Annotated in this window: 16 protein-coding genes; 15 read left to right on the top strand and 1 reads right to left on the bottom strand. The window is 63.4% G+C overall.

The window, feature by feature from the left end:
- Positions 1-81 precede the first annotated feature (81 nt).
- The 15 genes from pilG (at position 82) to madM (ending at position 17,301) form a co-directional block, all read left to right on the top strand.
- The gene (pilG, locus tag I5961_RS26550) at positions 82-486 is read left to right on the top strand and encodes a twitching motility response regulator PilG (protein ID WP_007953330.1); all 405 of its coding nucleotides are present in this window, start codon (positions 82-84) and stop codon (positions 484-486) included.
- A gap of 60 nt (positions 487-546) precedes the next feature.
- Complete coding sequence (gene pilH, locus I5961_RS26545) at positions 547-912, top strand: twitching motility response regulator PilH (protein ID WP_011336365.1); 366 nt, start codon at positions 547-549, stop codon at positions 910-912.
- A gap of 10 nt (positions 913-922) precedes the next feature.
- The gene (locus I5961_RS26540; protein WP_085689623.1) at positions 923-1,462 is read left to right on the top strand and encodes a chemotaxis protein CheW; all 540 of its coding nucleotides are present in this window, start codon (positions 923-925) and stop codon (positions 1,460-1,462) included.
- 13 nt (positions 1,463-1,475) lie between these two features.
- Positions 1,476-3,536, top strand: a complete 2,061-nt coding sequence (locus I5961_RS26535; RefSeq protein ID WP_085702899.1) for a methyl-accepting chemotaxis protein — start codon at positions 1,476-1,478, stop codon at positions 3,534-3,536.
- 35 nt (positions 3,537-3,571) lie between these two features.
- Positions 3,572-9,484: an Hpt domain-containing protein gene (locus I5961_RS26530; RefSeq protein ID WP_227233785.1), complete on the top strand. Its 5,913-nt coding sequence runs from the start codon at positions 3,572-3,574 to the stop codon at positions 9,482-9,484.
- Positions 9,477-9,947: a chemotaxis protein CheW gene (locus I5961_RS26525; RefSeq protein ID WP_085697842.1), complete on the top strand. Its 471-nt coding sequence runs from the start codon at positions 9,477-9,479 to the stop codon at positions 9,945-9,947. The genes I5961_RS26530 and I5961_RS26525 overlap by 8 nt, the downstream gene beginning before the upstream one ends.
- A gap of 128 nt (positions 9,948-10,075) precedes the next feature.
- Complete coding sequence (mdcA, locus tag I5961_RS26520; RefSeq protein WP_085689631.1) at positions 10,076-11,746, top strand: malonate decarboxylase subunit alpha; 1,671 nt, start codon at positions 10,076-10,078, stop codon at positions 11,744-11,746.
- Complete coding sequence (locus I5961_RS26515) at positions 11,746-12,618, top strand: triphosphoribosyl-dephospho-CoA synthase (RefSeq protein ID WP_085697840.1); 873 nt, start codon at positions 11,746-11,748, stop codon at positions 12,616-12,618. The genes mdcA and I5961_RS26515 overlap by 1 nt, the downstream gene beginning before the upstream one ends.
- The gene (locus tag I5961_RS26510) at positions 12,618-12,917 is read left to right on the top strand and encodes a malonate decarboxylase subunit delta (RefSeq protein WP_003229075.1); all 300 of its coding nucleotides are present in this window, start codon (positions 12,618-12,620) and stop codon (positions 12,915-12,917) included. The genes I5961_RS26515 and I5961_RS26510 overlap by 1 nt, the downstream gene beginning before the upstream one ends.
- Positions 12,910-13,761, top strand: a complete 852-nt coding sequence (locus I5961_RS26505) for a biotin-independent malonate decarboxylase subunit beta (protein ID WP_227233783.1) — start codon at positions 12,910-12,912, stop codon at positions 13,759-13,761. Before I5961_RS26510 ends, I5961_RS26505 begins: the two co-directional genes overlap by 8 nt.
- The gene (gene mdcE, locus I5961_RS26500) at positions 13,758-14,543 is read left to right on the top strand and encodes a biotin-independent malonate decarboxylase subunit gamma (protein WP_227233781.1); all 786 of its coding nucleotides are present in this window, start codon (positions 13,758-13,760) and stop codon (positions 14,541-14,543) included. The genes I5961_RS26505 and mdcE overlap by 4 nt, the downstream gene beginning before the upstream one ends.
- A complete protein-coding gene (locus I5961_RS26495; protein ID WP_227233779.1) occupies positions 14,537-15,157 on the top strand; it encodes a malonate decarboxylase holo-ACP synthase in 621 nt (206 codons plus the stop codon). Before mdcE ends, I5961_RS26495 begins: the two co-directional genes overlap by 7 nt.
- Positions 15,154-16,074 (top strand): malonate decarboxylase subunit epsilon, encoded by a 921-nt coding sequence (gene mdcH / locus I5961_RS26490; protein WP_227233777.1) that lies wholly within the window; start codon positions 15,154-15,156, stop codon positions 16,072-16,074. The genes I5961_RS26495 and mdcH overlap by 4 nt, the downstream gene beginning before the upstream one ends.
- A gap of 64 nt (positions 16,075-16,138) precedes the next feature.
- Positions 16,139-16,531 (top strand): malonate transporter subunit MadL, encoded by a 393-nt coding sequence (gene madL / locus I5961_RS26485; protein WP_025109166.1) that lies wholly within the window; start codon positions 16,139-16,141, stop codon positions 16,529-16,531.
- 5 nt (positions 16,532-16,536) lie between these two features.
- A complete protein-coding gene (gene madM / locus I5961_RS26480) occupies positions 16,537-17,301 on the top strand; it encodes a malonate transporter subunit MadM (RefSeq protein WP_085697912.1) in 765 nt (254 codons plus the stop codon).
- Between the two features lie 40 nt (positions 17,302-17,341).
- On the opposite strand, the gene I5961_RS26475 is transcribed toward madM, so the two are convergent.
- The gene (locus tag I5961_RS26475) at positions 17,342-18,262 is read right to left on the bottom strand and encodes a LysR substrate-binding domain-containing protein (protein WP_227233775.1); all 921 of its coding nucleotides are present in this window, start codon (positions 18,260-18,262) and stop codon (positions 17,342-17,344) included.
- Positions 18,263-18,363 lie beyond the last annotated feature (101 nt).

Genomic DNA, 18,363 nt, shown 5'->3' with positions numbered 1-18,363 from the left:
CCTTGAGCATCAAGGGTTTCCAGCCATCAGTCATCGCAAAACGGACAAATTGATTCGCAAAGGCGACGGTAGAGCCCCCTTATGGAACAGCAGTCCAGCGCCTTGAAGGTCATGGTGATCGACGACTCGAAAACGATTCGTCGCACCGCCGAGACCCTGTTGAAAAATGCAGGGTGCGAAGTCATCACCGCGATCGACGGTTTTGATGCCTTGGCGAAGATCGCCGACCACCATCCCGGGATCATCTTTGTCGACATCATGATGCCGCGTCTGGATGGTTATCAGACCTGCGCTTTAATCAAGAACAACAACGCGTTCAAGGGCACGCCGGTGATCATGCTGTCGTCCCGGGACGGGTTGTTCGACAAGGCCAAGGGGCGGATTGTCGGTTCCGATCAATTTTTGACCAAGCCTTTCAGCAAGGAAGAACTGCTCGACGCGATTTCGGCCCATGTTCCGGGCTTCGCTGCCGCTTTGCCGCAGTAAGACACGCACAGAGACGCTCGGCCAGCGGGCCCGGTGTCGACAAGAAAAATGGGGAAGACCATGGCACGTATCCTGATCGTCGATGATTCGCCGACCGAAATGTACAAACTCACCGGCATGCTGGAAAAGCACGGGCACGAAGTGCTGAAAGCCGAAAACGGCGCCGACGGCGTGGCCCTGGCCCGTCAGGAAAAACCCGACGCGGTGCTGATGGACATCGTCATGCCCGGCCTCAACGGCTTTCAGGCCACCCGTCAGCTGACCAAGGATGCGGAAACCAGCCACATCCCGGTGATCATCATCACCACCAAGGATCAGGAGACCGACAAGGTCTGGGGCACCCGCCAGGGCGCCAGGGACTACCTGACCAAACCGGTCGACGAAGACACGCTGATCAAGACCCTGAACAACGTGCTGGCCGGTTGATCGCGCCGTCATGAGCGAGTCGCTGACCGCGTTCGAACTGTTGTGGCAGATCGACCAGCGCTGTCGCCTGCTGGCGGCCGACCTGCCGTCGCAAGCTGCGCGCCAGGATCGCTGGAGCGGCATCGGCTTTCGTCTGGGCGAGCACTGGTACGTCACGCCGATGGGCGAAGTCAGCGAAGTGCTGCCCGAACTGCGCGTCACCCAGCTGCCGGGGGTCAAGCCGTGGGTCAAGGGCGTGGCCAATCTGCGCGGTCGGCTGCTGCCGGTCATGGACCTGTGCGGATTCTTCGGCCATGAGCTGTCACCGATGCGCAAACAGCGGCGGGTATTGGTGGTAGAGCATCAGGACGTGTTTGCCGGGTTGCTGGTCGATGAAGTCTTCGGCCTGCAGCACTTCGAGCAGGACAGTTTCGAGTCGGTCTCGATCAGTAAACGGCAAGGCTCCAAGGGCGAGTTCATCAAGGGCTATTTCCGGCGCGAGCAGAACTGGCGGGTGTTCAGCCTGTTTGCGCTGGCGCAGTCACCGAGTTTCATGCACGTCGCGGTTTAACAGGCGAGGACCGATGATCAAAGCAAAAACAGGCAAGCCCGCAGAAGGCTCGCGCAGCCGCTCGCAGATCATCGTGCTGTTCATCGCACTGATCGTGTTCATCATGCTGCTGTTCGCTAACTTCGCTTACCTCAACACCCAGGCCAACTACGACAAGCAGTACATCGGCCACGCCGGCGAGCTGCGGGTGCTGTCGCAGCGGATCGCCAAGAACGCCACCGAAGCCGCCGCCGGCAAGGCCGCCGCGTTCAAGTTGTTGAGCGATGCGCGCAACGACTTCGCCCAGCGCTGGGGCTATTTGAAGAAAGGCGACCCGGCCACCGGCCTGCCACCCGCGCCGTCCACCGTGCGCCCGGAAATGCGCGCCGTGCAGCTGGATTGGGAACGCCTGCTGAAAAACACCGACGCGATTCTCTCCAGCGAACAGACCGTGCTGTCCCTGCATCAGGTGGCCGCGACCCTGGCCGAAACCGTGCCGCAGTTGCAGATCGAATACGAAAAAGTCGTCGAAATCCTCCTGCAACGCGGTGCCCCGGCGGGACAGGTGGCGATGGCCCAGCGTCAGTCGCTGCTGGCCGAGCGGATTCTCGGCGCGGTGAACACCGTGCTCTCCGGCGATGAAAACTCCCAGCAGGCCGCCGACGCCTTCGGTCGCGATGCCGCACGCTTCGGTCAGGTGCTTAACGGCATGCTGCAAGGCAACTCGACGCTGAAGATCAGCCAGGTCGAAGACCGCGACGCCCGCGCTCGCTTGAGCGATATTTCCGAGCTGTTCCAGTTCGTCTCCGGTTCGGTGGATGAAATCCTCGAGACCTCGCCTGAGCTGTTCAAGGTCCGTGAGTCGGCCACCAATATCTTCAGCCTGTCGCAGACCCTGCTCGACGAAGCCTCGCACCTGGCCACCGGTTTCGAAAACCTTGCCGGCGGACGCAGCACCGACACCATCGGCGGTTATGTGCTGGGCCTGCTGGCGCTGGCTTCGATCATCCTGATCGGCATGGTCATGGTCCGGGAAACCAACCGCCAGTTGCGCGAGACCGCCGAGAAGAACGAACGCAACCAGAACGCGATCATGCGCCTGCTCGACGAGATCGAAGACCTCGCCGACGGCGACCTGACCGTGACCGCCTCGGTGACCGAAGACTTCACCGGGACCATCGCCGACTCGATCAACTATTCCGTCGATCAGTTGCGCGATCTGGTGGCCACCATCAACCTCACCGCCGGCCAGGTCGCCGCGGCGGTGCAGGAGACCCAGGCCACCGCGATGCACCTGGCCCAGGCCTCGGAGCATCAGGCCCAGCAGATTTCCGAAGCCTCGACCGCGATCAGCGACATGGCCCAATCCATCGATCAGGTGTCGGCCAACGCCGCCGAATCGTCGGCGGTGGCCGAGCGATCGGTGGAGATCGCCAACAAGGGCAACGAGGTGGTGCACAACACCATCCACGGCATGGACAACATCCGCGAGCAGATCCAGGACACCGCCAAACGCATCAAGCGTCTGGGCGAGTCGTCTCAGGAGATCGGCGACATCGTCAGCCTGATCGACGACATTGCCGACCAGACCAACATCCTCGCCCTCAATGCGGCGATTCAGGCCTCGATGGCCGGTGACGCCGGCCGTGGCTTTGCCGTGGTTGCCGACGAAGTGCAACGGCTGGCCGAACGTTCGTCTGCCGCGACCCGGCAGATTGAAACGCTGGTGCGGGCGATCCAGACCGACACCAACGAAGCCGTGATTTCCATGGAGCAGACCACCACCGAAGTGGTGCGCGGCGCGCGGCTGGCGCAGGATGCCGGTGTGGCCCTGGAAGAAATCGAAGGCGTGTCCAAGACCCTCGCGGCGCTGATCCAGAGCATTTCCAACGCGGCGCAGCAGCAAACATCTTCGGCCGGGCAGATTTCCCTGACGATGAACGTGATTCAGCAGATCACCTCGCAGACCTCGTCCGGTTCCACGGCCACCGCCGAGAGCATCGGCAACCTGGCGAAAATGGCCAGCCAGTTGCGTCGCTCGGTGTCCGGGTTCACCTTGCCGGCGGCGCCTTCGCCCGTCGCGGACAAGGCGTGAGGCCTGCGGGCGAGGCCATGTCGAGCGGAGTGGTTATGGGTGACCGGCACGACTACGTGGCCCTCGAATGGGTCAAGGGTGAAATAGCCGAGACGCTGAGACAGGCGCATCAGGCCATTGAAGCCGTTCTCGACGATCCGCAGTCGGTGCCGGGGCTGGACGAGTGTCTGGCCTGCATCCATCAGGTGCATGGCAGCCTGCAGATGGTCGAGTTCTATGGCGCGGCATTGCTCGCCGAAGAAATGGAACACCTGGTCGAAGCGTTGCAGAACGACCGTGTCAGCCACCGCGACGAAGCGCTGCACTTGCTGTTGCAGGCGCTGGGCCAGTTGCCGACTTACCTCGACCGCGTGCAGGGCGCCCGCCGTGACCTGCCGCTGGTGGTACTGCCGCTGATCAACGACTTGCGCAGCGCCCGAGGCGAAAGCCTGTTGTCGGAAACCAGCCTGTTCAGCCCGCAATTGCCCGAACTGGCGCCTTTGAGCGAAGAAACACTGGCGCTGCTGGAACCGCCAGAGCTGGCGAATGTGCTGCGCAAGTTGCGCCAGATGCTGCAAATGGCGCTGGTCGGATTGCTCCGCGAGCAGGACGACCAGACGCATCTCGGTTATCTGGCCAAGGTTTTTACCCGACTTGAAGCACTCAGCGGTCACTCGCCGCTGAGCCCGTTGTGGCAGGTCGCCTCGGCGCTGGTCGAGGGCATGCGCGAAGGGCGAATCGCCAACAGCCCGGCCCTGCGCAGTCTGTTCAAGGACGCCGACAAGGAACTCAAGCGCCTGCTCGAACAGGGCATGCCCGGCCTCAACCAGCCGCCACCGCCTGAACTGCTGAAAAGCCTGCTGTTTTATATCGCCAAAGCCGAACATCCCACCGGGCAGATGCTGACCATGAAAGATCGCTACTCCCTGGACGACGCGCTGCCCGACAGCGCGATGGTCGACGAAGAACGCGCGCGCCTGGCCGGTCCCGACCGCGATGCCATGCGCTCGGTGCTCGCGGCGCTGTGCGAAGAGCTGGTACGGGTCAAGGAACGCCTCGATCTGTTCGTGCGCAGCGACCGCCAGCACGCCTCGGACCTGGACAGCCTGCTGGCACCGCTGCGGCAGATCGCCGATACGCTGGCGGTGCTTGGTTTCGGTCAGCCGCGCAAGGTCATCATCGATCAACTGGCAGTGGTGCTCAGCCTTGCGCAGGGCCAGCGCGAACCGAACGATGCCACGCTGATGGACGTCGCCGGCGCCTTGCTCTACGTCGAGGCGACGCTGGCCGGGATGGTGGGTACGGTGGAGCCGGAGAGCCCGGAAGACTCGCGCCTGCCGACCACCGACCTGACGCAGATCCATCAGATCGTGATCAAGGAAGCGCGCATCTGCCTGCAACAGGCCAAGGACATGATCGTCGACTACATCGACGCCGACTGGGATCGCCAGCAACTGCAAAGCCTGCCGGCGCTGCTGACCCAGGTGCGCGGTGCACTGGCGATGATTCCGCTGGCGCGCGCGGCAAGCCTGCTCGAAGCCTGCAACGGGTTCATCCGCGAGCATCTGTTGCTCGACCCTCATGAGCCGGGCTGGCAGCAACTCGACAGCCTCGCCGACGCCATCAGCAGCCTCGAGTACTACCTTGAGCGCATGACCGATGACCCGCAGGCACCCAGCGAGCACTTGCTGGATATCGCGCAGAAAAGCCTCGCCAGTCTCGGTTTCTTTCCCGACGAACAGCCCGGCGAGCCGCATGTGCCGGTGCTCGACGATGTGCTCAGCCCCAGCGAAGCCTTGGTGATGCAGGATTTGCAGGAGCTGGATGATCCGCAGATCGTGCAGTCGTTGGCCGAAGTGCTGGCCAGCCCGGTGTCGGCGGTCAACCCGCCGGCGCTGACCACGCCGGGCAGCCTGCTGCCGCCACCGGCTGATGAAGAACCGGTGGACGACGAGCTGCGCGAAGTGTTCCTCGAAGAGACCGGGGAAGTGCTCGAAGTACTGAGCGAATACCTGCCGCGCTGGTCTGCCGAGCCCGATGACCGCGCCGCCCTCAGTGAGCTGCGCCGCGCGTTCCACACCCTCAAGGGCAGCGGCCGGATGGTGCGTGCGCTGGTTATCGGCGAACTGGCCTGGGCGGTGGAAAACCTGCTCAACCGCGTGCTCGAACACAGCGTCGAACCCGGCCCGGCGGTGCACCAGTTGCTTGCCGACACGCTGCTGCTGTTGCCGGACCTGATCGGCGAATTCGCCACCAACGGCCAGCGTCAGCGCCACGATGTCGATCAACTGGCGGCCCGTGCTCATGCGCTGGCCAAGGGCGACACACCGCTGCCGGCTGAAGACGTGGAAGACGTCGCGGCCCTCGATCCGCTGCTGCTGGAGATTTTTCGCAACGAAGCCGAAACCCATCTCGCCAGCCTCAACCGTTTTCTCGATCAGGCCGCCGAGCATGTGCCGTTGCAGGCCAGTGACGAATTGCAACGTGCACTGCACACGCTCAAGGGCAGCGCCTCGATGGCGGGGGTTTCACCGATTGCTGAATTGGCGGCGCCGCTCGACAAGCTCGCCCGGGAATTCAAGGCCCATCAACTGGCGTTGGACCTGGACGAAGTGGAACTGCTGCTCGAAGCCGAGGGCCTGTTCCGCGTCGGTCTGCGTCAGCTCAAACACGATCCGCTGGCGCCGATTGTCGGCGCGCAATCGCTGATCAAACGCACCGAAACCCTGCTCGGCGAGCGCCTGGAATCAATCCTCAGCGCGCCGAGCAGTGCGTTGCGGGTCAAGCGCGATCCGCAACTGATCAACAACTTCCTGGCCCAGGGCATGGACATCCTGCTCGACGCCGAAAACCTCCTGCAGCGCTGGCAACAGCACCCCGGCGAACGTCAGGAACTCAGCGCGCTGCTGGATGAACTGACGACCCTGGGCGAGGGCGCGCACCTGGCGGATCTGCTGCCGGTGGACGTGCTGTGCGAAGCGTTGCTCGATCTGTACGGCGCCGTCGAAGAAAGCAGCCTGGCGGTCAGCGAGCGGTTTTTCCATGAGGCGCAGCAGGCCCATGAAGCCCTGATCAACATGCTCGACGAACTGGCCGCCGGCCAGGAAATCACCCCGCAACCGCAGCGTATCCGCGCCTTGCACGAACTGCTCGACGAAAGCCTCGACCCGTCGGCCATGGGCCTGATCCGCAGTGATGGCAGCCGTACCCCGAGCATTCGCGAACTGGGCAGCGCCACCGCCGAGCTGCAACAACACAGCACCGACAGCGGGCCGGACGACGAGATCGTCGAGATCTTCCTCGAAGAGGCGGTCGACATTCTCGACAGCGCCGGGCAAGCCTTGCAGCGCTGGCTGAAAGACCCGGAGAACGGCGCACCGCTGTCGTCGCTGCAACGGGATCTGCACACGCTCAAGGGCGGCGCACGGATGGCCGAGGTGGCGGCTGTCGGCGATCTGGCCCATGAGCTGGAAGGCCTTTACGAAGGGTTGGTGGATCGTCGTTACAGCCACAGCGAAGCCCTCGACCGATTGCTGCGCCAGAGCCACGAACGTCTGGCGCAGTTCCTCGAACAGTTGCACCTGCACCAGCCGCTGGATCCGGCGCAGGACCTGATCGAGGCGATCCGCCGTTTCCGTCAGGGCTCGACCGCCAATCCTGAAACACCGCCAACCAGCGTCACGCAGGACGGCCCCGGACACGATCCGGAGCTGCTGGAAATCTTCCTCGAAGAAGGTTTCGACATCATCGAAAACTCCGGTGCCGCGTTGCTGCGCTGGCAGGCCGAGCCCGGCAATCGCCAGGAAGTGGAAACCCTGTTGCGCGATCTGCACACCCTCAAGGGCGGCGCGCGGATGGTGGAAATCGGCCCGATCGGCGACCTCGCCCATGAGCTGGAATACCTTTACGAAAGCCTGTCCGCCGGTACCCTGCAGGGCAGTGCCGAACTGTTTGCCCTGTTGCAGCGTGGTCATGACCGGTTGGCCCAGATGCTCGATGCGGTGCGCGCCGGCCAGCCATGCCCACCGGCGGATCGGCTGATCAGCGCGATCCAGAATTTCAGCCATCCGGTGGTGCAAACTCCGGCGCCGGTGCCGCCGGTGGCGGTGAAGGTTGAGCCTGCTGCTCCGGCGCCCGAAGCCGGGGCGGACATGGTCAAGGTCTCCGCCGAGCTGCTGGATGAACTGGTCAACCTCGCCGGCGAAACCTCGATTTTCCGTGGGCGCATCGAACAGCAAGTCAGCGATGCGCAGACCGCTCTGCACGAGATGGAAACCACCATCGAGCGCATGCGCGACCAGTTGCGCCGGCTCGACACCGAAACCCAGGGGCGGATCCTCAGTCGTCAGCAAGTGGATGCCGAACGCCTCGGCTACGAGGATTTCGACCCGCTGGAAATGGACCGCCATTCGCAGTTGCAGCAGTTGTCCCGGGCGCTGTTCGAGTCCGCTTCCGACTTGCTGGATCTGAAGGAAACCCTCGACCGGCGCGCCCACGACGCCGAGAACCTGTTGCAGCAGCAGGGACGGATCAACACCGAGTTGCAGGAAGGCCTGATGCGCACGCGCATGGTGCCTTTCGAGCGCATGTTGCCGCGTTTGAAACGCATCGTCCGACAGGTCGCCGAAGAGCTGGGCAAGGACGTCGCGTTTACCGTTGGCAACGCCGAAGGCGAGATGGACCGCAACGTACTCGAACGCATGGCCGCACCGCTGGAGCACATGCTGCGCAATGCCGTCGACCATGGTCTGGAGTCCGCCGAAGTCCGGCTGGCGGCGGGCAAACCGGCGCAGGGGCAGATCAGCCTCGACCTGTCCCGCGAGGGCGGCGACATCGTGTTCGACATCCGCGACGATGGCGCCGGCGTGCCGCTGGACGCTGTGCGACGCAAGGCGATCAAGCGAGGATTGCTGGCACCTGACGCGCAGATCAGTGATCGCGATGTGCTGCAGTTCATTCTTCAGCCAGGTTTTTCCACGGCCGAGAAAATCACCCAGATTTCCGGGCGTGGCGTGGGCATGGACGTGGTGCACGAAGAAGTCCGGCAACTGGGCGGCACCATGAGCATCGACTCGGTGCCGGGGCAGGGCGTGCACTTCCGCATTCGCCTGCCGTTCACCGTGTCGGTCAACCGTGCGCTGATGGTGCAGTGTGGTGAGGATCAGTACGCGATTCCGCTGAACACCATCGACGGTATCGTCCGTGTGCTGCCGAATGAACTGGACGGGCATTTCCGTCTCGACCCGCCGAGTTATCAATACGGCGGTCAGCGTTATGAACTGTGCTATTTGGGCGAGCTGCTGAAAACCGCGCCACGGCCGAAGCTGTCCGGCCAGAGCCTGCCGGTGCCGGTCTTGCTGGTGCAGTGCAACGACCGGCACATTGCGGTGCAGGTCGACACGATGGCCGGCACCCGCGAGATCGTGGTCAAGAGCCTCGGCCCGCAGTTCGCGTCGGTGCAGGGCGTGTCCGGGGCGACGATTCTCGGCGATGGCCGGGTGGTGCTGATTCTCGACCTGCTGGCGCCGATCCGCGCGATGCAGGCGCGGTTGCCGCAGCGGCCGGCCAGTCACGAAATCGAGAGCGAACCGCAAAAGCCGTTGCTGGTGATGGTGGTCGACGATTCGGTCACGGTGCGCAAGGTCACCAGTCGTTTGCTGGAACGCCACGGCATGAACGTGCTGACCGCCAAGGACGGGGTCGATGCGATGCTGCTGCTGGAAGAACACATGCCGGACCTGATGCTGCTCGACATCGAAATGCCGCGCATGGACGGCTTCGAAGTGGCGACCCAGGTGCGCCACGACGAGCGCCTGAAACACCTGCCGATCATCATGATCACCTCGCGCACCGGCCAGAAACACCGCGACCGCGCGATGGCCATCGGCGTCAACGACTACCTCGGCAAGCCGTACCAGGAATCGGTGCTGCTCGAAAGCATCGCGCTGTGGAGCAAAAAACATGCATGAACGCCGGGACAACCAACGCACCAGCCAACTCACCGGGCTGCTGCTGCCGCTGGCGGATCGCAACCTGATCCTGCCCAACGTCGCCGTTGCCGAGCTGATCGACTACCAGTCCAGTGCCTTCGATCTCGACACGCCGCCGTGGTATCTGGGCCGGGTGACCTGGCGCGAGCGGCAGATTCCGCTGCTGAGTTTCGAGTCGGCCTGCGGCAACAAGATCGTCATCGGCGAGCGGGCACGGATCGTCATCCTCAACGCCCTCGGCGGGCGGCCTGAGTTGAAGTTCATCGCGCTGCTGGTGCAGGGGATTCCGCGCTCGTACAAGCTCGACAGCCAGTTGAGTTATGTCGACGTGCCGTTGTGTGCGCTGGAGCAGGCGGCGGTGCAGGTCGGGGAGCAGGTGGCGAAGGTGCCGGATTTGTTGGCATTGGAGAAATTGTTGGTGGATGCCGGACTGGTTCACTGAACCAGGGCTTGCCAGCGATGAGGCCAGTATTCATTACGCTGACCGTAACGGTTTGCCACCGCGCTTGATTGATGCCCCCACCTGACACTCCTAAGGTAGCTCCACGACAGCGAACCCGTGGAGTGAGCATGACAACAACAATATCCCCCGACTCGCGCTGGACGCGGCGGCGTGACGAGAAGCAGCGGCGCCTCGACAAGGTGCGCGGGCTGGCCGACGGTGCGGTGTTGCCCACCGACAGGATCGTCGCGGCGCTTGAGGCGCTGATCCTGCCCGGCGACCGTGTGGTGCTGGAGGGCAACAACCAGAAGCAGGCGGATTTCCTTTCCCGTGCTTTGGCCAAGGCCGATCCTGAAAAGCTCCACGACCTGCACATGATCATGCCCAGCGTCGGTCGCTCAGAGCATCTGGACCTGTTCGAACGCGGCATCGCCCGCAAACTCGATTTCTCCTTTGCCGGCACCCAGAGCCTGCGCATCAGCCAGTTGCTCGAAGACGGTCTGCTGGAAGTCGGCGCGATCCACACCTACATCGAACTCTACGCCCGGCTGGTGGTGGACCTGATTCCCAACGTCGTGCTCTCGGCCGGGTTCATGGCCGACCGTGCCGGCAACATCTACACCGGCCCGAGCACCGAAGACACCCCGGCGCTGATTGAGCCGGCAGCCTTCAGCGACGGCATCGTCATCGTCCAGGTCAACCAACTGGTGGACGACGTCAGCGAACTGCCTCGCGTGGACATCCCCGCATCGTGGGTCGATTTCGTGGTGGTGGCGGACAAGCCGTTCTACATCGAACCGCTGTTCACTCGCGACCCTCGCCACATCAAGCCTGTACACGTGCTGATGGCGATGATGGCGATCCGCGGCATCTACGAAAAACACAACGTGCAGTCGCTGAACCACGGCATCGGTTTCAACACCGCGGCCATCGAACTGATCCTGCCGACCTACGGCGAATCCCTTGGCCTCAAGGGCAAGATCTGCCGTAACTGGACGCTCAATCCGCACCCAACCTTGATCCCGGCGATTGAAAGCGGTTGGGTCGAAAGCGTGCATTGCTTCGGCACCGAACTGGGCATGGAAAACTACATCGCCGCTCGCCCGGACGTGTTCTTCACCGGGCGCGACGGCTCGCTGCGTTCCAACCGGATGTTCTGCCAACTGGCCGGGCAATACGCGGTAGACCTGTTCATCGGCGCGACCCTGCAAGTCGATGGCGACGGCCATTCCTCCACCGTGACCCGTGGCCGTCTCGCCGGATTCGGCGGCGCGCCGAACATGGGTCACGACCCGCGCGGTCGCCGTCACGGCACTCCGGCATGGCTCGATATGCGGCATGACGATTCGCAGCAGCCGATGCTCGAGCGTGGCAAGAAACTCGTGGTGCAGATGGTCGAGACGTTCCAGGAGGGCGGCAAACCGACCTTCGTCGAAACCCTCGACGCGGTTGAGGTGGCGAAGAAAAGCGGCATGCCGCTGGCGCCGATCATGATCTACGGCGACGACGTCACTCACCTGCTGACCGAAGAGGGCATCGCCTACCTGTACAAGGCGCGCTCGCTGGAAGAGCGTCAGGCGATGATCGCTGCGGTCGCCGGCGTCACGGCCATCGGCCTGCGCCACAACCCGAAAGACACTGAACGCATGCGCCGCGAAGGCCTGATCGCCTTGCCCGAAGACCTTGGCATCCGTCGCACCGACGCAACCCGCGAGTTGCTGGCGGCGAAAAGCGTGGCCGATCTGGTCGAGTGGTCCGGCGGCCTCTATAACCCGCCCGCCAAGTTCAGGAGCTGGTAATGCACGCACTCAACCTGCAACCGAAAACCATCACCCTCGCGGAACGGCTGGCGGACCTGGCAGTGGACGCGCTGATCGACGAAGCCGACCTGTCGCCGAAACCGGCGCTGGTGGACCGACGTGGCAACGGTGCGCACACCGATCTGCACTTGGGATTGATGCACGCCTCGGCGTTGGCGTTGTGGCCGGCGTTCAAGGAAATGGCCGAGGCCGCGCTCGAGTTCGGCGAGATCGGCTTGCCGCTGCGCGAAGCCATTGGCCGCATCGGCCGGGAAGGCGAGCAAGCGATGCTCGCCACCACCCACGGCGTGAACACCCATCGCGGGGCGATCTGGGCGCTGGGCCTGCTGGTCACGGCTGCCGCGCTGGACACCAGGTCCACCAGCGCTGGCGCCGTTACCCTGCGCGCTGCGCGCCTGGCATTGCTCGATGACCGTCATGCGCCGCGCCCGCTGAGCCATGGCGCGCAAGTCGCCCAACGCTACGGCGCTCGCGGTGCCCGGGAAGAAGCGCAGCTCGGTTTCCCGTCGGTGGTGCAGCGCGGTTTGCCGCAGCTCCAACGCAGCCGCGCCGCCGGCCATGGCGAACAGAACGCCCGGCTCGATGGCTTGCTGGCGATCATGACTGAGCTCGCCGACACCTGCGTCCTGTACCGCGCCGGCGAACAGGGCCTGCACGCCATGCAGCACGGCGCCCAGGCCGTGCTCGACGCCGGTGGCAGCGCCAGCCTCACCGGTCGCCGCCGCCTGCATGAACTGGATCAACAACTCATCGCATTGAATGCCTCGCCCGGTGGCGCCGCCGACTTGCTCGCCGCCAGCCTGCTGCTTGATCGAATCGAGCGCGACGGCATCCTTCAGGGAGCGTTTTGATGGAAACCTTATCCTTTGAATTCCCCGCCGGGCAGCCGCCGCGCGGTCGCGCGCTGGTCGGTTGTGTCGGCTCGGGCGATCTGGAAGTGCTGATCGAACCGGGCCTGGCCGGCAAGCTGACGATCAACGTGCAGACCTCGGTCAACGGCGCGCAGCAGCGCTGGCAGCACCTGTTCGCGCGGATGTTCGACGGCACCACGCCACCGGCGATGGCCATCGATATCCATGACTTCGGCGCGACCCCGGGCGTGGTGCGCCTGCGTCTGGAGCAAGGCTTTGAGGAGATCGGCCATGACTGACACCTCAACACTTTTGCACAAACACAGCTTCGTCGAACTCGGCGCACGGCAGCGGGCGAAAGCCTTGCTCGACGCCGGCACCTTCCGCGAACTGCTCGACCCGTTTCAACGCGTCATGTCGCCGTGGCTCGGGCGTCAGGGCGTGGTGCCGCAGGCGGATGACGGTGTGGTGATCGCCAAGGGCCGCCTCGACGGTTTGCCGGTGGTGATCGCGGCGATTGAAGGCGCGTTTCAGGGCGGCAGTCTCGGTGAGGTCGGCGGCGCGAAAATCGCCGGCGCGCTGGAGCTGGCCGCCGAAGACAACCGCAAAGGCATCCCGACTCGCGCCATTCTGCTGCTGGAAACCGGCGGTGTGCGCCTGCAGGAAGCCAACCTCGGACTGGCGGCGATTGCCGACATTCACGCGGCGATTGTCGATCTGCAGCAACACCAACCGGTGGTCGGCGTGGTGGCCGGCAGCGTCGGTTGCTTTGGCGGGATGTCGATTGCTGCCGCGCTGTGCAGCTATTTGCTGGTGACCCAGGAAGCACGCCTCGGCCTGAACGGTCCGCAGGTGATCGAGCAGGAAGCCGGGATCGAGGAATACGACTCCCGCGACCGGCCCTTCATCTGGAGCCTGACCGGTGGCGAGCAACGTTTCGCCAGTGGCCTGGTAGACCGTTATGCCGCTGATGACGTGGCGCAGATTCGCCATCAGGTCGGCGAGCTGCTGCACCAAGGCCTGCCGAAACAACCGCGCAGTCAACGGGCCGAGTGGTTCCTGCAACGCCTGACGAGCCTGGACACTGACAAGCAAATCGAGCCTTCGGTGGTTCGCGATCTGTATCAAGGAGAGCGCTCATGAGTGGTTATTCCGTGCGCGGTTTGAACTGGTTCAACGCCTTGAGTGCGGGCGCGAAGGCCATTGAGGGTTTGCCGCCCTCGTTGAAGGTCGTCGATGGTGAGCTCGGGCGGTTTATCGCAGTGGTCGCCGATCCGCAAAACCGTTTCCCTCGCGCTCGCAACGGCGAAGTCGGGTTGCTCGAAGGCTGGGGTCTGGCCAAGGCTGTGGATGATGCGATCACCGCCGACCGTGACAAACCGCAAAAGCGTCCCTTGATCGCCATCGTCGATGTGCCGAGCCAAGCCTACGGTCGCCGCGAAGAAGCCCTCGGCATTCATCAGGCTCTGGCCGGTGCGGCGGACGCTTATGCTCGCGCGCGTCTGGCCGGGCACCCAGTGATAGCGCTGCTGGTGGGCAAGGCCATGTCAGGGGCGTTTCTCGCTCACGGTTATCAGGCTAATCGCTTGATCGCCCTGCGTGATCCGGGGGTGATGGTGCATGCGATGGGCAAGGCTTCGGCGGCTCGGGTGACCTTGCGCAGCGTCGAAGAACTGGAAACCCTGGCGTCCAGCGTGCCGCCGATGGCCTATGACATCGACAGCTATGCCAGTCTCGGGTTGCTCTGGGAAACCCTGTCGGTGCAGCAGATCGAGCAGCCGACGGCGGAGGATCTGGCGCGGGTCGGCGAATGCCTGAAGCAGGCGATCGGCAATATTGGCGCGACGGATTTGAGCAATCGTCTCGGTGCGAAAAATCGCGAAGCCTCCAGCCGCGTGCGTGAACTGTTGAGGGCGCAGTGGTGAACACGCCTCTGGCCCACGACCTGCTGTGGGGCATGACGCCGGCGCAACTGCCGGCGGATGCGCCGCAGTGGGCGATTGACTCGCTGGCTGCCGGGCAACCGGTGGTGGTGCGGCGGGCGTTGAGTGAGGAGGGATTCGTGGCGGTGGGCGTGCGCGGTCGCTTGCGTGAGCAGCGGTTGGCGGCGTTCATGGCGCTCGATTCGATTGCTTGCCGGGTCAGCCCGGAAGCGCTTTGTCAGGTCGACAGCCAGCGTGATCTGCCGGTCATGCAGGCGCTTCGGCAACTGCGCTCGATGCTCGATGATTGCGGCTGGGTCTGGGGTGTCAGTGGCAGTGTCGGGTTTGAACTGGCGAGCGGTTTTGCGGCCATGCACGAAGCCAGTGATCTCGATCTGATCCTGCGTACACCGCAACTCATCACCCGTCACCAGGCACGTGAACTGGTGGCGGTTTTCGATCAGGCGATCTGCCGGGTCGACCTGCAGTTGCAGACGCCATTCGGTGCTGTCGCCCTGCGCGAGTGGGCCGGAAACACTTCGCGGGTGCTGCTGAAAAACGCCCATGAAGCCTGTCTGGTGAGCGATCCGTGGAACCCGCAGGAGCTGGCAGCGTGAGCAGCCTGCTGGTGTTTCCCGGTCAGGGCGCGCAGCAGCCCGGCATGCTCCAGCGTTTGCCTCGGGAAACGCTGATTGAGGCCAGCGATAGCCTCGGTGAAGACGTCTTGCGGCTGGATTCCGGCGAAGCATTACGCAGCACCCGGGCGGTTCAGCTCTGCCTGCTGATCGCCGGCGTCGCCGCCTCGCGGCAATTGTTGCAGGCCGGACTTACCGCCGATTACGTCGCCGGCCTGTCCATCGGTGCGTATCCGGCAGCGGTGGTCGCGGGAGCGTTGAGCTTCAGCGATGCGTTGCATCTGGTCAGCCTGCGCGGCGAGTTGATGCAGCAGGCTTATCCACAGGGCTTCGGGATGACCGCGATCATCGGTCTGCAACTCTCCACAGTCGAAGATTTGCTGGCTCAGGTGCACAGCGCAGATACACCGGTGTACCTGGCCAACATCAACGCCGATAACCAGGTGGTGATTGCCGGCAGCGACAAGGCGATGCAGGCAGTGGCCGAGCTGGCGCGCAGCCGTGGCGCCGGGCTGGCAAAACGTCTGGCGGTCAGCGTGCCGTCCCACTGCCCGTTGCTGGATGAGCCGGCACAAACCCTCGCCGAGGCGTTCACCCAGGTAGAGCTGAAAACACCAAAAATCGCTTACCTGAGCGGCAGTCGCGCAAGGCCTGTGACCAAGGTAGAAGCGCTGCGCGACGACCTCGCCTTCAACATGTGCCGCGTGGTGGACTGGCGCGGCACCGTGCAAAGCGCCTACGAGCGCGGCGTGCGACTACAGATCGAACTGCCGCCCGGTGCGGTGCTGACCGGGCTGGCGCGCCGGGTGTTCGAACAGGGGACCGTCACTGCCTTCGACAGTGCCCGGCTCGACACCTTGCAGGCGCTGTTGCGAGAGGAGGAGGGCCGACGACCCTAAATCACCGACTCAGGCTTCGAACAACAAAAACAACATTCGACGATGCACTTTGAGGACTACAACAATGATTATTTACGGTGTGGCGTTTCTCGCCTTTTGTACGCTGGTGGGTATCTGGGTCGGTGAACTGCTCGGCAAGTTGATCGGCGTGCCGGCCAATGTCGGCGGTGTCGGTATTGCGATGCTGCTGTTGATCGGGTTGGGCAGTTACTTGAACAAAAGTGGCTGGCTCAAGGGCAAGACCGAACAGGGCGTCGAGTTCTGGAGTGCGATCTACATTCCGATCGTGGTCGCCATGGCCGCGCAACAGAATGTTTACGGCGCGCTGAAGGGCGGGCCGATGGCGATCCTTGCGGGAACGCTCGCCGTGGTCATTGCCTTTGCCTTGGTGCCGGTGCTGGTGCGCCTGGGTAACAAGGAACCGGCGCCGATCACACCTGCCAAGACTGCGGGGTGAGCGCCATGTACGAATCAATGATGAAAGTCATCACCGGCTACGGGCTGATCAGCGGTTTCCTGATTGTCGGCCTGACCATGTGGGTGTCCTACTGGATGTCCAACACCTTCACCAAGGGCCGTCTGCACGGCTCGGCCATCGCCATTTTGCTCGGCTTGGTGCTGTCGTATATCGGCGGAGCCCTGACTGGCGGTCAGAAAGGGGTCGTGGACATTCCGTTGTTGTCGGGTATCGGTTTACTTGGCGGCGCCATGCTGCGGGACTTCGCGATTGTTGCCACGGCGTTTGGCGTCAGTGTCGATGAGCTGAAGCGGGCCGGGTTTGTTGGTGTGCTGGCGTTGTTTGTCGGCGTGGGCACGTCATTTGTTGCCGGGGTCGGGGTGGCGATGGCATTCGGTTATACCGATGCGGTGAGTCTGACGACCATTGGCGCAGGGGCGGTGACCTACATCGTCGGACCGGTAACCGGCGCGGCGATTGGCGCGAGTTCCGAGGTCATGGCGCTGTCTATCGCCGCAGGGTTGATCAAGGCGATTCTGGTGATGGTAATGACGCCGTTCGTGGCGCCGATGATCGGTCTGAACAACCCACGCAGTGCGGTGATTTTTGGCGGTTTGATGGGGACATCCAGTGGTGTGGCCGGAGGGTTGGCGGCCACCGATCCGAAACTGGTGCCTTATGGTTGCCTGACGGCGGCGTTCTATACCGCACTTGGATGCTTGCTCGGGCCTTCGCTGTTGTTTCTGCTGATGCGTGGTTTGATGGGCTAGGACGATGATGGGTGATCGTTTCCACTCTGCGTGGGAACGATCATTGCGAGACCTGGCGATTGGCATACATCCGACACTCCGCCAGCAACGCCAGCAAATTCGGATCCCGCTCCTTGGCCTTCAAAAACACCACGCCGATGTGCTGCTGCAACCGGTACTTCTCCTGCAACGGAATCAGCTTCACCCGGTTCTCGTACACCGCCGCAATTCTCCCCGGCAGCAACGCATAACCGACCCCGGAGCTGACCATGCTCAGCAGGGTGAAGATGTCGTTGACCTGCATCGCCACCTTCGGCTCGAACCCTGCCTGCCTGAACACTCGAATCCCGTCCTGATGGGTGGCGAAGCCTTGGGTGAGGGTGATGAAGGTTTCGTCGCGCACCTGCGCCAGGTCCACTTCGCTGCGCTGAGCAAAACGGGAATCGGCCGGGGTGGCGAGGAAGATGTCGTCGGAAAACAGCGGAATCTGTTCGCAGTCCGGGTCGTTGACGGTGTCGTCCAGCGACACCAGGATCGCGTCGACTTCCATGTTTTTCAGTTTGTAGAGCAGGTCGATGTTCGAGCCGAGGATCAGGTCGATGTTGAGTTCGCTGCGGCGGATCTTCAAACCCATGATCAGCTGCGGCACGGTCTTCACCGTCAGCGAATACAGTGAGCCGAGCTTGAAACGCTCGGCCGAGAACCCGGCGGCTTCGCGGGTCAGGCGCACGCTTTCGACCACGTCCTGAATCAGCTTCTGCGCCCGCTCTTCGAGTACGAAGGCGCTTTCCAGCGGCGTCAGGTTGCGCCCTTCGTGCTTGAACAACGGGCAGCGCAGGGCGCTTTCCAGCGAATGGATTGCGCGGTGCACGCTGACGTTGCTGGTCTGCAACTCGGCGGCGGCGCGGGCGAGGTTGCCGGTGCGCATGAAGGCGAGGAACACCTCGAGTTTCTTCAGGGTCAATTCTTCGTCGATCAGCATGGCGCGGACTCTTCTTGGTATCGGTCGATTGTGCCCAAATATCAGGACAGGCGCAGGCCCGCGTTGAACGGAAACATTGCGCTTTTACGCTCAAGGCCCGA

The organism is Pseudomonas sp. IAC-BECa141 (assembly GCF_020544405.1).
Classification (GTDB): Bacteria; Pseudomonadota; Gammaproteobacteria; order Pseudomonadales; family Pseudomonadaceae; genus Aquipseudomonas.
The sequence above is the reverse complement of the archived record's forward strand: the minus strand, read 5'-3'. Positions and strand labels throughout refer to the sequence as shown.